Annotated in this window: 12 protein-coding genes; 10 read left to right on the top strand and 2 right to left on the bottom strand. The window is 36.2% G+C overall.

All coding sequences use genetic code 11. From position 1 onward, the window contains the following. Positions 1-725 precede the first annotated feature (725 nt). The 7 genes from I9192_RS11235 (at position 726) to I9192_RS11205 (ending at position 9,517) form a co-directional block, all read left to right on the top strand. Positions 726-2,918, top strand: coding sequence for a TonB-dependent siderophore receptor (locus I9192_RS11235; RefSeq protein WP_200149800.1), 2,193 nt, complete (start codon positions 726-728; stop codon positions 2,916-2,918). A 350-nt stretch (positions 2,919-3,268) separates the two neighbouring features. Continuing rightward, positions 3,269-4,555, top strand: a complete 1,287-nt coding sequence (gene salA, locus I9192_RS11230) for a salicylate 1-monooxygenase (RefSeq protein ID WP_199958322.1) — start codon at positions 3,269-3,271, stop codon at positions 4,553-4,555. A 46-nt stretch (positions 4,556-4,601) separates the two neighbouring features. Continuing rightward, the gene (locus I9192_RS11225; RefSeq protein ID WP_121775868.1) at positions 4,602-5,954 is read left to right on the top strand and encodes an MFS transporter; all 1,353 of its coding nucleotides are present in this window, start codon (positions 4,602-4,604) and stop codon (positions 5,952-5,954) included. A gap of 53 nt (positions 5,955-6,007) precedes the next feature. Further along, entirely contained in the window at positions 6,008-6,898 is an 891-nt protein-coding gene (locus tag I9192_RS11220) for a LysR family transcriptional regulator (protein WP_228289347.1), read from the top strand. Between the two features lie 394 nt (positions 6,899-7,292). Continuing rightward, on the top strand, positions 7,293-8,624 hold the full coding sequence (locus I9192_RS11215) for a type II toxin-antitoxin system HipA family toxin (RefSeq protein WP_200149798.1): 1,332 nt from the start codon (positions 7,293-7,295) through the stop codon (positions 8,622-8,624). Then, entirely contained in the window at positions 8,621-8,932 is a 312-nt protein-coding gene (locus tag I9192_RS11210; protein ID WP_004830773.1) for a helix-turn-helix transcriptional regulator, read from the top strand. Before I9192_RS11215 ends, I9192_RS11210 begins: the two co-directional genes overlap by 4 nt. 327 nt (positions 8,933-9,259) lie before the next feature. Next, positions 9,260-9,517: a hypothetical protein gene (locus tag I9192_RS11205; protein ID WP_004830774.1), complete on the top strand. Its 258-nt coding sequence runs from the start codon at positions 9,260-9,262 to the stop codon at positions 9,515-9,517. A gap of 95 nt (positions 9,518-9,612) precedes the next feature. On the opposite strand, the gene I9192_RS11200 is transcribed toward I9192_RS11205, so the two are convergent. Then, positions 9,613-10,745 (bottom strand): IS3 family transposase gene (locus tag I9192_RS11200; RefSeq protein WP_223672967.1). Its coding sequence is split into 2 segments (ribosomal slippage): positions 9,613-10,493 and positions 10,493-10,745, totalling 1,134 coding nucleotides; the frame shifts between segments, so codons are not numbered across the junction. Positions 10,746-10,872: 127 nt separating this feature from the next. On the opposite strand from I9192_RS11200, the gene I9192_RS11195 reads away from it, so the two are divergent. Together I9192_RS11195 and I9192_RS11190 are read left to right on the top strand one after the other, a co-directional pair. Further along, positions 10,873-11,364 (top strand): hypothetical protein, encoded by a 492-nt coding sequence (locus tag I9192_RS11195; protein ID WP_005028923.1) that lies wholly within the window; start codon positions 10,873-10,875, stop codon positions 11,362-11,364. A 547-nt stretch (positions 11,365-11,911) separates the two neighbouring features. Next, on the top strand, positions 11,912-12,514 hold the full coding sequence (locus tag I9192_RS11190; protein WP_005028921.1) for a nitroreductase family protein: 603 nt from the start codon (positions 11,912-11,914) through the stop codon (positions 12,512-12,514). A gap of 67 nt (positions 12,515-12,581) precedes the next feature. Here the strand turns inward: I9192_RS11190 and I9192_RS11185 are convergent, their stop codons facing one another. Next, complete coding sequence (locus I9192_RS11185; RefSeq protein WP_005028919.1) at positions 12,582-14,369, bottom strand: acyl-CoA dehydrogenase; 1,788 nt, start codon at positions 14,367-14,369, stop codon at positions 12,582-12,584. A 126-nt stretch (positions 14,370-14,495) separates the two neighbouring features. Between I9192_RS11185 and I9192_RS11180 the strand changes: the two genes are divergently transcribed. Beyond that, entirely contained in the window at positions 14,496-15,473 is a 978-nt protein-coding gene (locus I9192_RS11180) for a GlxA family transcriptional regulator (protein ID WP_005028918.1), read from the top strand. The last annotated feature ends 109 nt before the right edge of the window (positions 15,474-15,582 follow it).

Raw genomic sequence — 15,582 nt, 5'->3', positions numbered from 1 at the left:
GTCATTTAGCTATATACAATACCTTATATAGTCAAACCGCCTGATTATTCATACAAGCGATTTGGATGATTCATTTATTTTGTACTTTTGAATCATAAACAGTCTTGCTATCACGAGGCGACATGGATGTCGCCATGTTGAGCGGGGGTATTAGGATGTACCCCCTCGCTCAACGGAAGATTTTTGTTACTTTTCATCTCTGAAAAGTAGAGTATCGCCTACGCAAAACAATTTAAACTTTAGAGCTAAAGCGTGGCTGTGCAAGCTTTAGATCATCAAACAATATATTGATCGCTTTAATTTTATTGATCAAGAGAAATGATATTCTACTGTATGAATTTTTCAACAGATTAACTATATAACAAAGATCACAGCTGCTCAAATTTTGACTAATGCAAGAGCTCTAATAGTTTTATGAAATATAAAAAATAATAAAATTCAATGATATTGACTTCAAGCGTCTAGTCGCGCAGTGACATGTCCCTTATTTCTAAAATGTCTTTCGTAAAAGGTCTAAAGTACTTAATAAAAAACAGCTGAAAAATAACGCAAACAGAAAGATGGCTTATCGTAATATACATAAATAAATTATGGATTTCTTGCACAATAAAAGCATGAATAATTCTTAAATATGGCATAGAAATGCTTGTTCATTGAGAAAAAATTGTGAATACTCATGCGCTAAAATTTAGCTTGTAAAATTATCTTGGGGTTAGGCAATTACAGTGAAAAGGTATCCATTTTCTCGTTTACAAAAAGCGTTGCTGGCAGTTGGTTCATTTTCATGTTTGGCATTGAGTCCAGTACTGCTACATGCAGAAGCGGAAAAAAATACACATCAGCTTAAAACCATTAAAGTCGACGTTCAAACCGAAGCAGCACAAACGGTTTATTATCAACCCAAGGTCAATTTATCAGGTTTTAGTCAGTCTAATATTGCTGAAATTCCGGCTTCAATCCATACCATTACTGCAGATCGTTTAGCAGATCAGCATGCTAAAACACTTTCTGATGTGGTGAAGAATGATGCAGCTATTGGCGATGGTTATGCGCCTATTGGTTATTATTCTAATTTTATGATGCGTGGTTTTGGGCTAAATCTTGGATCAAGCTATCTACTGAATGGCAACTTAGTCCGTGGCGAACAAAATATTGCGCTTGAGAATAAAGCTCAGGTCGAGATTTTAAAGGGCATCAGTGCCGTTCAAAATGGAATGTCAACACCGGGTGGTGTGATCAATTATGTCACCAAACGACCTGAAGATATTCGTTCAATGACATTAGAAACCGACCGTTATGGTGGTTTTCGCGTGGCAACGGATTTAGGTGGATTGTTTGGAGACACCCAACAGTTTGGTTATCGCATCAATCTTGCAACAGAAGACATTCATTCCTACGTTGAACATGCCGATGGTAAGCGCTTGTTTGGTTCTATGGCGCTGGATTGGAATATTTCTGAACGTTCAAAGTTAGAATTTGATTTAGAATCACAGCGACAACGTCAACGTTCAGTGGCTGGATATCAGTTACTGGATGGAACGACACTTCCCCAAAATGTGAAATGGGATCGTTTACTTGCTTATCAAAGCTGGAGTAAACCCATAACCAACGACAGTTTAAATGCCAGTTTAAAATATTTATTTCAGTTCAATGATCATTGGAAAGCAAATTTTACAGCATCACAAAGTCGTGTGGTGATAGATGATTACGCTGCATTTCCTTGGGGATGTTATAGCAGTATTTGTCAAACGACGGGCTTAGGGAATAGCTTTGATCAAAATGGCAACTACGATATTTATGATTTTCGCAGTGCAGATGATAGCTACTTAACCAACCAATTTAAAATCGGATTGAATGGGGCATTCAGCACTGGTTTTTTGCAGCATCAGTTAAGTTTAGAATTATCTCAAACTGCTAAACGTCATACACAATATGATGCAATTAATTTACCTGTAGTTGAAGGGGCTGAGTCTACAGGAAATATAGGTGAGGACCCGCAAAGCTATATCCCCACAGATAAGCATTTGGGTAAACACTATAAATCATTAGATAGTCAACAAACAGCATTGAATATCATTGATTTAATTGCTTTTAATCCAGAATGGTCAGTCTCTTTGGGGGGCAAACTGATTCATCTCAATGAGGGAGCCTACAATGTCGAGTCAAATAAGATTCGAGACACCAATTTTAATCGTTTCTTACCCCAATTTGCGCTGATGTATCAACCTTGGGAACATACCAACATTTATGCTTCTTATGCCAAAGGCATAAGTGATGGTGGACAAGCGCCGTGGTTTGCCAACAATCCAAGTCAAACTTTAGCTCCTGTACATTCCACTCAGTATGAATTAGGCGTTAAGCATGAGTGGCAAGATTTATTGTTTACGGCAGCAGTGTTTGATTTAAAACAGGACAATCAATATACCAATACTGAACGAGATTTCATTGCTGAAGGTCAACAGCATAACCTTGGATTAGAGTTAGGTTTGCAAGGGCGTTTAGGTCAAAATCTGGATTTGGTCTCGACTTTGGCACTGACACGTTCACGTTTAAAGGACATCCAAGTTACTGAATATCAAGGGCATCAGACACAAAATATACCATCAGTTCGTTTTGCAAACTATCTCTCTTATCAAGTGGCTCAAATAGATGGGTTACGCTTATTGGCAGGTATGCAATACAGCAGCAGTAAATATGCCAATAAAACGGGTACAGTCAAAGTGCCGAGTTATACCGTATTTAATCTAGGCACAGCTTATAATTTCAGAGCTTATAGCTATGACAATACACTTCGATTCAATATCGACAATCTTTTCAATAAACAGTATTGGAGAGATGCAGGAAACTTCTTAGGCGATGATTATTTGTTTCTTAGCGCCCCACGGACAGCGCAACTTGCTTGGACTGTAAGTTTCTAGGATGTGTCTTTTCCTAATTTGTATTTATTTAAACTGATCATCAGATTGACCTGTATTACTCAAAATGAGTGATACAGGTCAGAAATGCAAAATCTTATTGTTTCGCGTTAAGCGCTTAAATTAAGTTATTTGGCAATTTTTCAAAATTATTAGCCTTTCATCATGATCCAATGAAATTTATTAGATAATTGATTTTATTAATAATTAATAAAAAACAAAAGCAGATTTAAAAGTAGATCGTGAACTAAATATCAAAAAAATAGATAGTATAAACCAAAAAATATAAATTGGATTTATCTTAAAAAATAACCAATTATAGAATTCTAAGTAATTTAGTAAGGAATGCTAAAATGGACAAAAAAATTAGAGTTGCAGTCATTGGTGGAGGTATTGCTGGACTAGCACTCATGACCCAATTGGTTAAAAATACAAACTTAGATGTACATTTATTTGAGTCTGCTGCTGAATTTTCAGAAATTGGTGCAGGAATCTCTTTTGGTGCAAATGCGGTAAAAGCAATCCAATTGTTAGGTTTAAGCCAAGAATATCAATCTATTGCAGATCAGGTCAAAGCGCCCTATACCGATATTTGGTTCCAATGGCGGAATGGCTATACCGACGAATATCTATCAGCATCTCTTGCTCCATCTGTTGGACAGTCTTCAGTACATCGTGCAGATTTTCTCGATAGCTTAATTCCTTTAGTTCCGTTATCAAATGTACACTTCAACAAACGTGTACAAAATATTGAAGCAGATGAAGATCAAGTGACGGTGTGCTTCATTGATGGTCAAGAGGCAACCTTTGATTATGTAATTGGTTGTGATGGTATTCGTTCCGTTGTCCGAAATCATGTGCTGGATTCACATCAATTGCCGCGCAGTGAACCTCAATTTTCTGGAACTTGGGCATATCGGGGGATCATTAAGTATCAAGACTATAAACAAGCGATTGAAAAATTAGGGCGCGATGTGGAAATCGCAGATGTTCCGCAAATGTTTTTAGGTAAAGATAAACACATTTTGACCTTCCCAATTCGACAGGGGGAGGAAATCAATATTGTGGCATTTAAGTCAGATCGTACACAAACGGTATTGGCTGAAAATATACCTTGGACAATGGCTGTTTCAAAACAGCAAATGTTGGCTGATTTTTCAGACTGGAGTGAGAGCTGTAAAGCCTTATTGGAACTGATTGACTCGCCAACAATCTGGGCTTTACATGAAATTCAGCCTTTAGAGACTTATAAAAACAATACCAATAATGTGATTTTGATAGGTGATGCTGCACATGCAATGTTACCACATCAAGGTGCAGGAGCTGGGCAAGGTTTGGAAGATGCTTTAATCCTTGCAAAATTATTAGAAAACCCTGAACTAACATGTGAATCTATTCAGTTTGTTTCTGAAATATATCAGCAAATACGCTTAGAACGAGCAGTCAAAGTTCAAAACACGTCACGTGAGTCAGGTGAAATATACGAGCTTTGTTCATCAAAATATTCAGATTTTGAATCTATCGGACAGCATTTAACACATCGTTTTGATTGGTTATGGCAGCATTCTCTTGAGCAAGATATTCAGCAAGCCCAAGCTGCATTGACCAATCAATTACAGCAAAGTGCAATATATAGCTAAATAAAAAAAGAGATAAAACAGAATAATCTGACCAGGGAGGTCTATTATGCAAACGATAAATGCAAATGAAGTCATTGATCATGCCAAATTGAAGGCGATTCATTGGCGAGTGATTTTACTCAGCGCATTGATCATCATTTTTGATGGTTATGATTTAGTGATTTATGGGGTGGCACTGCCTAAGCTGATGGCAGAATGGAAAATTGACAGTATCACAGCAGGATTTTTAGGTAGTGTTGCCTTATTTGGCATGATGTTTGGAGCGATTCTTTTTGGAAGTTTGAGTGATAAATTAGAGCGCTATGGCTTTAGCCGTAAAAAATTAATCATTTTATGCATCTGTTTATTCAGTGGTTTTACTTTACTTTGTGGCTATGCAAGTGATCCGCAAAGTTTTGGAATCTTTCGATTTTTGGCAGGTTTGGGCTTGGGTGGCGTGATGCCAAACATCATTGCACTCATGACCGAATATGCACCAAAAAAATTACGCTCAACTTTAGTATCGCTCATGTTTAGTGGTTATGCAGTTGGTGGAATGTGTTCAGCTTTATTGGGAATGTGGTTAGTTCCACAATTTGGTTGGAAAATTATGTTTATTCTTGGGGGGATACCACTGTTATTGGTACCTATCATTTGGCTGTTATTACCTGAGTCAATTGATTATTTGGTTCGCAGAAATAAAACTGAAAAAGCAGCAGACATTCTTAAACAAATTAATAGCGATATTAATTACACAGCTCAGACAAAAATTTGTCTCGATCAAGACAATCAATCTTCCTCTCAATCTCCAATTAAGGATTTATTTGCAGACAATCGAGCAATGATTACACTTTTATTTTGGTTGAGTGTATTTATGGCATTGGTTTTGGTCTATGCCTTAGGCAACTGGTTACCGAAATTAATGCTAGAAGCAGGCTATGATCTGTCGACTAGTTTGGTTTTTCTGCTCGCCTTGAACATCGGCGGAATGCTTGGCGCAATCTGTGGAGGCTATTTAGCGGATCGGTTTAATTTGGTCAAAGTATTATGTACGCTATTTTTAAGTGGGGCTGCTGCATTTATATTACTCAGTTTTAACTTACCAACGATTATACTTTATTTTTGTATTGCTGTTGCTGGTGCGGCTTCCATTGGTGGGCAAATATTATTATTGGCTTATATGTCACAATTTTATTCATCAAATATCCGTGCAACGGGCTTAGGAATGGCATTGGGTGTAGGGCGTTTGGGGGCGATTTTAGGACCCATCTTATGTGGTTGGTTATTAAGCTTAAATTTACCGATTCATTATAATTTCATCGCGCTATCAATCCCATGTATGATTGCTGTGCTGAGTATTTCAATGATTCATCTGCGTTTGAAAAACACAAAATTAGCGGTTAAAACAGTACAAGTCTAAAGCTAGATTGGGGAAGGTAAAACCTTCCTCATTGAATCGAGAGATTAAAATTGATTGATCTAAGTCTTATCAAAGTGTTTGTCATTATTTTTGAAACTAAAAATATCAGTCATGCGGCTGAACGACTGAATTTGAGTCAGCCTTCAGTCACCTATAATTTGAACCGTTTACGAAAATCTTTAAACGATCCACTCTTTGAGCGAGATAAATTTGGCGTAAAACCCACCAAACTTGCGCAAAGTTTATATCCCAGTTTTAGGCAGGCGATTTCTGATATTGAAATGGCAATTATCGTTTCACAACGATTTGATCCCAAAACATCAACGCGAGCTTTTCGTTTAGGGCTATCAGACTTAGGAGAATTTTGCCTTTTACCATCATTGATTCAACATCTGGTACAAGAAGCACCATTTATTAAAATAGAAATTGAAGAAATTCAGTCTGATAAAGTCGAGGAATGGCTAGTTGAGGGTTTTTTAGATGCGGCTGTATTTAATAGCAGCTATACCGTCATGCCAAAAATAGAATCTCGCAACTTATTTGAAGAACGCTATATGTGCATTGCTGACAAAAACCATCCACGGGTTAGAGAGCAACTGAGTTTAGAGCAGTATTTACAAGAAAAACATGCGGCTATTAAATCTTCGACAGGGCATATTGAAATTGATCAGAAGCTTAAAGAATTGGGGTTAAAGAGAAAAATTATGCTAGAACTCCCTCATTTTAGTGTATTGCAAGATGTGGTGAACAGTTCTGAATTATTGGTGACTTTGCCTTCACGTGCTGCAAAAGTGTATGAGCGAAATAGTGATGTAAATAGTTTTGAATTACCATTTTCAGTCAAACCCTTTAATGTCAGCGTAAATTGGTACAATCATCGAGATGATTTGGATGCACGAACTTGGTTTATCCAAACACTACAACAACTTTTTCAATTACTCTAAAGTATAGATCAGATGATTTACGAAATGAACAATCTTGTGATTATTGTCATCTTGATACGACCTTAAATCAACTTAAAAATACTTTAATATGAATGTTCCAGACGCTACCTCTGAATGTACAAATATTTGAATGTACGAATATTATATGGGGGGAAAGTAATCTATTTCACAACAATGATTGTAGTAGATCGGGTTAAAGTGTCTTTGGATGTACTTCACCCACAAGATTAGTTTGAAATTATGGGGCTAAGTTCAAAAAATAATAGTGGTATTTAAGCGTAGCTTTGAGCAAAAATTTGCACAAAAATATTTTAAATTCGCAGAAATGAGCAAATATATTCACATTTATTGTTTTTCATGCTAATTTTGAGCAAATAACTGCTCATTTCTATTTATGAAGAAATTTACAATACAGGCATTATTTGATAGGCACTGGTTAGATATAGCAGAACTTAAAATATTAGATCCTGAAAAGGGATCGGCGAGTCCCTGTGAACTAGAGTACCAAATTGAATACGCCATTTCATATTTAGACAAAAGGGATGAACATGCTTGTAGTTTATCGCTTCCAGTGCAACTGATTATTAAACATGAAGCCAAAACATGGTTTGGCTTTTTAGATGATATTATTCCTTCAGGTGCTGCACGACGTTATTGGATTAACTATCTCAACTTACAAAAATTCTCACATGCAGAACAAGACACTATTTTATTAGAAAAAGGAGTGATTGCACCTGTTGGAAATTTACGAATTAAAGAATCAATTCCTCCCGTAAATCCTGAGTCTACTTTACATTTACGCAAATTTAGTACGGCAGATGTTGCTGATCGTAATGCAGATTTTTTAGAGTATGCACAGCAAATGGGAGCTATCAGCGGGGGAGCAACCGGTGCAGGTGGTGAAGCACCAAAACTGCTTGTGCGTTACACAGTGGATCAAAAAGTCTGGATTGATACTTATCAACAAAGCTTTGATACTCCTGATCAGCATTACTTGGTTAAATTTCCGAGAAATAATCGCAGTGAAATTGACTGTAACATTCTAAGAGCTGAATATTATTATTACCGTGAATTGAATGAACTGGGTTTTAGTACAATTGATACTGCCAATATGCGACTTATTGAAGGTGAAAAGTATCCTTCATTGTGGTTGCCAAGATTTGATACTGAATGGTGTGATCAACGATGGCATCGATATGGACTCGAATCAGTGTATTCAATTTTAAATAAGTCAGCAGGGAGCCATCTTAATCATTTTGAAGTGATTGACAGTCTTTGTATTTTGCTTAAAACCATAGATACTAAGTTTAATTCGACTCAATTTGTTTGCGAGTGGTTAGAAAGAGATTTACTTAATATCATTTTTGGTAATTCAGATAATCATGGGCGTAATACTTCATTTTTAAAAAAGACTGGAAATGTTTTTCTTTCTCCGATTTATGATTTTGCTCCTATGAAAGCAGACCCAGAGCATGTGATTAGGTCAACAACATGGGGAAGTCCTTATGAAGAAGGTGGTGAATACCAATGGATTCAAATTTCACAGAAATTGGCGCCGTGGTGTGATCCTGATATATCTTTAGAGACGCTAAAATCATTGGCAAACAAATTGCTTGAACTCAAACAAAGATTAATAGACAAGGGCATACCCAAACAGATCATTGAAATGCCTGTACTCTCATTCGACTACATTGAAGCTAAATTAAAGCGATGGGAACTTTTATGAATATTAAAAAACAACCACAAGATCGCCAGCAAGTTCTGATTGATTTGTATACAAAGTACTTAATGAATGAAATAAGCATGGGGCAATTGTTGGCTTATCTTCGGAAAAATCTATTAAGTATGTCACAAGAACAATATGCAACACTGGTCGGTATTAGTCGACGTACACTGAGCGATATCGAGCAAGATAAAGGAAAACTTACTCAATCTGTTGTTGATAAAGTGTTTAAACCCCTTGGATTAAAAGCTGGGCTCATTCCTACGCATGAGCATATTGTTGAAAAAATTTTTAAATCATCGAATACTTGATCGTTACTCAGATGGTTAAATTTAATAATAATTACAGCTTTCAATCAGTTAATTTGGTTTCATCAATATAGATTAAAAATAAGAATTGAATAGAAAAAAACTAACAAAATGCTGATTAAGTCATACAAAATCTCAAATTGGTATAATTCTTTTAAAATTTTAATTTGATTATTTAGCTAATTTTAAATTAATATATCTAAAAAATACGATATAGAGACTCGTAGCTTAAGCGCCATCGTCTCTATAACAGATCGATCTTATAACCCAAAAGGACTCTAGACGAGATTCTTTATCAGATCGCGAAATAAGATTGAGGAAAAAACACAAATGCACAAGTTTTCAAAAATTGAGTTAGTCACACAACAGTTTACTGACACAATTGAAGATTATCTGACGTTAAAAATGAGTTGTGATGGTACTTATATACACCATACAAAAAAAGATGATGAAAATTTTAAGATTGAAGTACTAATAGATCCACCCAGCGATGTTTTAGAAGTATTTAGAAATATCGCTCATGAAATTAAAGATTATTTGGATCAAATTGATTATCAAGGAAAATTTGAATTTAAATTTATCGTTTAATGGTCATTAGTTAATGCACTCTAGAATAAACATTAGAGGTGGTCCCACTTGTTTGAACAACTAAAAGCTTATTTATAAGTGATACTCTGCTCTAGTTAAGCTACCTTATTTTGTTGTGGTAGCTGGTCATAGTAAAACTCATCTGGAGTCATTTTGTCCAGACTCGAATGAGGTCGTTTCAAATTATAAAATTCAAAATATGCGTTTAATTGCTTCTTCGCATCCAAAACATTGCTGTAGGCTTTGAGATACACCTCTTCATATTTAACGCTCCGCCATAATCGTTCAACCATCACATTATCAACCCATCGACCTTTACCATCCATACTGATTTGAATGCCATTTGATTTCAATACATCAATAAATGCATCACTGGTAAACTGACTGCCTTGGTCTGTATTAAAGACTTCAGGTCGGCCATATTTTTCAATAGCTTCATTTAATGTTTCTATGCAAAATGTAACCTCCATACTAATCGATACTCTATGCGCAAGTACCTTGCGGCTATGCCAATCAATCACAGCACATAAATAAACAAAGCCTTTTGCCATAGGGATATACGTTATATCCGTAGACCACACTTGATTACTGCGCTGAATAGCCAATCCTTTGAGCAGATATGGATATTTACGGTGAGCTTGATTGGCCTGACTTAGATTTGGTTTACGATATAACGCATTAATGCCCATTTTCTTCATTAAAGTACGTGTATGACGTCGTCCTATATGATGTCCTTGACGATTCAATAAATCACGCATCATACGGCTACCTGCAAAAGGGTATTGCATATGTAACTCATCCATACAGCGCATCAGCTTCAGATCTGATTCACTCACAGGTTTTGGGCGATAGTAATAACAACCACGGGAGACTTTCAGCAGCTTAGCTTGCTTAGATACTGAAATCTGAAGTGAGTCATCGATTAACTTTTGTGGTTGAAGCGACCCAGTTTCTTCAACACACCTTCTAAAAAATCAATTTCTAATGCCTGCTCACCGATTTTTGCATGTAGTTTTTTTAGATCGATGGGTGGTTCTGTTGGAGCTTTTGATTGATCGAAAGCTTGCGAGGAAGCTGAAATCAGTTGATTTTTCCAGTCAATAATTTGGTTTTGATGAACATCAAATTCAGCACTCAATTCAGCAAGTGTTTTTTCTGCTTTAATCGCAGCAAGTGCTACCTTAGCTTTAAAGTCATTTGAATGATTTCTTCTTGGTCTACGTGTCATAAAATACTCCATATATTGATGTTTATAACATCATTTGGGGAGCAAAATATCACTTATAAGTGTTGTTCAAATTTCCTGATCCACCTCTTAAATCATTTGAAACAGTGTCTTAACTAAGGATTTTTTAATGTTGTCTATTTATTTAACAGATGTCCAGAAACATGTTCAGTTTAAAGATTATCCTGGTGAACATCCTGTTAAATTTATTCTAAATTTCAAAAAGATTTTTCCTAGTGTGATGGAAATTTTACTTCCTGTACTCCCAGAAGATGAAGATCTAGAAAAAATGACATGGGAGTCGACCAGTGAAGACTTTGAAACCTTTAAAAAACTATTGACAGGTTGGGGCGTGATCGAACTAAGATTACAGGCAATCAGTCAATATAAAACCAAGGATTTTGCTGATCAACTGCTTAAACAAGCACAAGCCAAGCGTAAAGAATTTGCCAAACAACAGCAGCAATTGTCTACGGTTGAGCTAGATTATTTATTTATGCATGAAACACATGCCTTGATTGATGCTGAGTTGATTGATCTTGGTGAAAAATTTTATTTGCCGACATTACGTGAGCTTTGGAAAAATACAGTATCAGCAAAGGTATTAAATGCACATTTTTAATTAAATCTCGAAAGTACATCATCGTTCACAAGGACAGTCATTACTGTTCTTGTTGAACTTATAACGGTGTCATTTTAGGGGCTGATTATATTAAGTGGCTATAATGAATAGATAATAAAAAAAAGAATAAAGATTGAACTGAGTAGACCCATTAAATTTAAGACTTTCATTTATAACTCATTGATTTTTTAAAGCGGTATAAAAACTTACAACTTTTGATTACAGAAGATTATAAGGACACTATTTAAAAATAAGATACTTATGTGTAATAAAGATGAAAAATTGTATAAATAGCAAACATGTTGTTCTGATAAAAATCAAATGAATCCATTAAGAAAACATTGGTCTGTGATCGAAGAGTACTTAATGTTGATGATTTGTTTTGATTCAAAGTTTATATCGAAATCAGATATTCATAAGTCACTTATTTATGTTGTAATACTTCAGATTTTATCAATTCATTGAAATTAATGATTTTTTAAAATATCTTCACAATATTTTTAGTGCTATCGGATTTTCCCGAGGATATATCCAAGGATTTTAATTCATGTCGAATGTTTTTTTAGATTTAATTCATAAACGCCGTACTATTTATGCGATTGGACGTCATGTCAATCATTCTCCAGAATATCTTTCTGATCTCATTCAACAAGCAATCAAACAAAGCCCATCGTCTTTTAACTCGCAATCTTCTCGAGCGGTGATTTTGTTTAATGCTGAACATGAAAAATTTTGGAATTTTGTCAAAGCCCAACTCAAAACTTATGCTAAAGATGAAGCAAGTGCATTAAAAACCGAAGCAAAAATGGATAGTTTTATTGCAGGGTTTGGAACAGTATTATTCTTTGAAGACCAAGATGTCGTGAAAGATTTGCAAGCGCAATTTCCTTCTTATGCCGATAACTTTCCAGTATGGGCAGAACATTCTACCGCGATTGCACAGTTTGCAACATGGGCAGCTTTAAATAGCGATGGCTTAGGTGCTTCTTTACAACATTATAATCCTATTGTAGATGAACAAGTTCATGCTGAATGGGATATTCCTAAAAATTGGAAACTTCGTGCGCAGTTGGTGTTTGGTTCAATTGAAGCTGACGCATCAGAAAAAACATATATGGATGATGCTGTGCGTTTTAAAGTGTTTAAATAACTTAAATACCTATTAAAAAAGCACCTTAGCTATGCAGTTAAGGTGCTTTCATTAAACCGTTTTGAATTTAAAACCAGTCATTTTGCATCATTGAACATGTCTCATCGAAGCTGATTAGAAGTTTGGCTTGATGTTCAATTTCAGGAAGTTCCCACATTATAAAATAACGTGCTGCTTGAATTTTTCCAGCTAAAAAATCTATATCCTCTTGATGCGTTGATTCTTTAAACGCTTTTACTGCTTTATTGACCATCTCAAGCCATAACCAAGCAACCAGTAACTTTCCAAACATATCGAGATAGAGTGCTGAGTTGGCAAGGGCTTGTTTGATTTTGCCTTGTCTAAGTGCAGCGCCGAGTATATTGGTGGTTTTTTCAATCGTGGCTAAATGCTTACAGAATATCGTAGCAATTTCGCGGGCAGCATCATCACTGACTTCATCAAGCGTTTGATGAATACGTTGCAACAGTATTTTTAAGCCTTGTTGATCATGTTGCCATAGTTTACGCCCCAATAAGTCCAAGGACTGAATGCCATAGGTACCTTCATGAATCGGATTGAGGCGATTATCACGGTAGCATTGTTCGACAGGATAGTCTTTTGTATATCCAGCACCGCCAAGCACTTGTATTGCTAAATCATTGGCTTTGGGACCATAGGCGGAGGGGAATGACTTCACGACTGGTGTAATCAAGTCTAAAAGAATCGCGCTGTCTGTATTGTCCGCTGCCTGATGTTCATCAATCAAACGTGCAGCAAATAAGCATAAGGCCAATCCACCTTCTACATAAGACTTTTGTGCCAATAACATTCGTTTTACATCACTGTGCTCAATAATATTGACAGGTTTGCTGGATGGGTCCTTTTCATCAGCCAATCGACCTTGTGGTCGATTTTTTGCGTAGTTTAAAGATTCTAAATAGCCACGATAACCAATCATTGCTGCACCCAGACCTACACCAACGCGTGCTTCATTCATCATTTTGAACATGTATTTTAAGCCATCACCAGCTTGTCCAATCAGATAACCTTGGCATTGATCATTTTCACCAAAGCTAAGCACAGTCGAAGTTGTCCCTCTATAGCCCATTTTATGTAATAAACCACTCAAATGGACATCATTCGATTCTGCTACAGAACCATCTAAATACGTTTTAAACTTTGGCACAATAAACAGTGAAATTCCTTTAACGCCTTGCGGCGCACCGTGAATTCTTGCTAAAACCAAATGAACAATATTTTCAGTAATATCTTGATCACCACCAGAAATAAACATTTTCTGACCTTTGATCAGATAGTTACCATCTGCTTGCGGAATCGCTTTGGTGGTCAAATCACCCAATGAAGAACCGACATTTGGTTCCGTGAGTGCCATTGTTCCAGCAAATCGACCATCAAACATTGCGGGTAAAAAGGTTTGTTTGTGTTGAGGTGCAGCAAACGCTTGAATCAGGTTCGCTGCTGCAGCAGTGAGAAATGGATATGCTGCTGTAGAAGGATTGGCGGACATAAAAAATGCATGACATGCCATATGTATTAAAGTGGGAAGTTGCATCCCACCATGCTCATAATCATGCTGCGCAGACAATAAACCTGAAGCAGCATATTGTTGCCATGCAATTTTAACTTCAGGAATTGTTTTGACATTCGCGCCATCAAAAATAGGCTCATTTTGATCGGCTTTGGCATTATGCGGGACAAAATAGTCTGTTGCGATACCTTGTGCGGTATTTAATATGCTGTCAAATGTGGTTTTATCATGTTCTTTGTAGCGGTTTAATTCAGTTAACTGTTCAGCTTCGAAAACTTGATAGAGCAAAAAGTTGAGATCTTTAGCATGAATCAATGTAGACATAAAAATTCCTTTTTAAATACTTTTATTTTGAAACGAGCTTAATCAAAAAATATCAATATAAGACTTGTCAAAAATGACATCATCAGTGCTATAAATGACATTATTATTCTTACAGCATTTTTATTCATGATTAAAATCACCGTGGTTGGGTTTGATGGTGCTTTGGCTTCAGCTTTGACCTGTATTGTTGATTTATTTTCAATGACTGGAGCCAGTTGGAATCGTATTCAGAACCAAGATGTTCAGAGACTCTTTCAAGTCCAAATTGCCAGTTTAAACGGAGATGCTATTCAATGTATAAACGGTATACAGATTCAGACTGACATCGCCTTTCATGCGGTTCAAGCTACGGATGTCATCGTTGTTCCGACGATAGGGGCTTCTATTGAACAGATTGTTAGCCAACAGCAAGGAGTAATAGACTTTATTCGATATGCAAACCAACAACAGTGGATGATTGTCGGTATGTGTACGGGTAATTTCTTTTTAGCAGAGGCTGGGATTTTAGATCAACGTCTAGCTACAACACATTGGGGCTTTAAAGATTTATTTGATCGCCGTTATCCAAATGTTAGTTTAAAGACAGAGCAATTAATTACTCGCTCTGAACATATTTATTGTGCTGGTGGAGGATTGGCATGGTTTGATATGGGCTTGCATTTGATTGAACATTTTTATGGTTTTGAAATTGCGATTCAAACAGCGAAGTCTTTTGTGATTGATTATCGTCGTAGTAGTCAACTGTCTTATTCAATTCTACAAATTTCTAATCTTCATCATGATGAATTGGTGCAGCGTATACAACAATGGATAGAAGTTAATTTTGCAGAGCCGATCAGCATCGCTTTTTTAGCACAGCAGTTTAATGTGACTTTGAGGACTTTGATTCGCCGTTTTAAAACAGCTTTAGGTGTACCACCGAATAGTTATATTCAGGCGATTCGTATTGAAGCCGCGCAAAAGCGTTTAGAGGAAACAGAACAATCCATTGACATGATTATGCAAAGTGTCGGTTATCTTGATCCAAGTTCCTTTAGACGATTATTTAGAAAGAAGACAGGATTGACACCACTGGAGTATCGCCGTCGTTTTAGCCGTTGCTAAAATCCGCTTTATAGAAAGACTGACTATCATTTATCTAATGTAGTTTATAAATTAATCAATGTATCTATTCGAGTGATGATTTATATAGAAAATCTAAATGAAAAAAAGT

The sequence above is a fragment of the Acinetobacter bereziniae genome (assembly GCF_016576965.1).
Lineage (GTDB): Bacteria > Pseudomonadota > Gammaproteobacteria > Pseudomonadales > Moraxellaceae > Acinetobacter > Acinetobacter bereziniae.
Note: the sequence above shows the minus strand (reverse complement) of the source record. Positions and strands in the feature narration are given on the sequence as shown.

Coding starts and splice junctions, on each gene's coding strand:
- salA (WP_199958322.1), top strand. CDS start 3,269: ATGGACAAAAAAATTAGAGTTGCAGTCATTGGTGGAGGTATTGCTGGA.
- I9192_RS11225 (WP_121775868.1), top strand. CDS start 4,602: ATGCAAACGATAAATGCAAATGAAGTCATTGATCATGCCAAATTGAAG.
- I9192_RS11215 (WP_200149798.1), top strand. CDS start 7,293: ATGAAGAAATTTACAATACAGGCATTATTTGATAGGCACTGGTTAGAT.
- I9192_RS11210 (WP_004830773.1), top strand. CDS start 8,621: ATGAATATTAAAAAACAACCACAAGATCGCCAGCAAGTTCTGATTGAT.
- I9192_RS11205 (WP_004830774.1), top strand. CDS start 9,260: ATGCACAAGTTTTCAAAAATTGAGTTAGTCACACAACAGTTTACTGAC.
- I9192_RS11195 (WP_005028923.1), top strand. CDS start 10,873: ATGTTGTCTATTTATTTAACAGATGTCCAGAAACATGTTCAGTTTAAA.
- I9192_RS11190 (WP_005028921.1), top strand. CDS start 11,912: ATGTCGAATGTTTTTTTAGATTTAATTCATAAACGCCGTACTATTTAT.
- I9192_RS11185 (WP_005028919.1), bottom strand. CDS start 14,369: ATGTCTACATTGATTCATGCTAAAGATCTCAACTTTTTGCTCTATCAA.
- I9192_RS11180 (WP_005028918.1), top strand. CDS start 14,496: ATGATTAAAATCACCGTGGTTGGGTTTGATGGTGCTTTGGCTTCAGCT.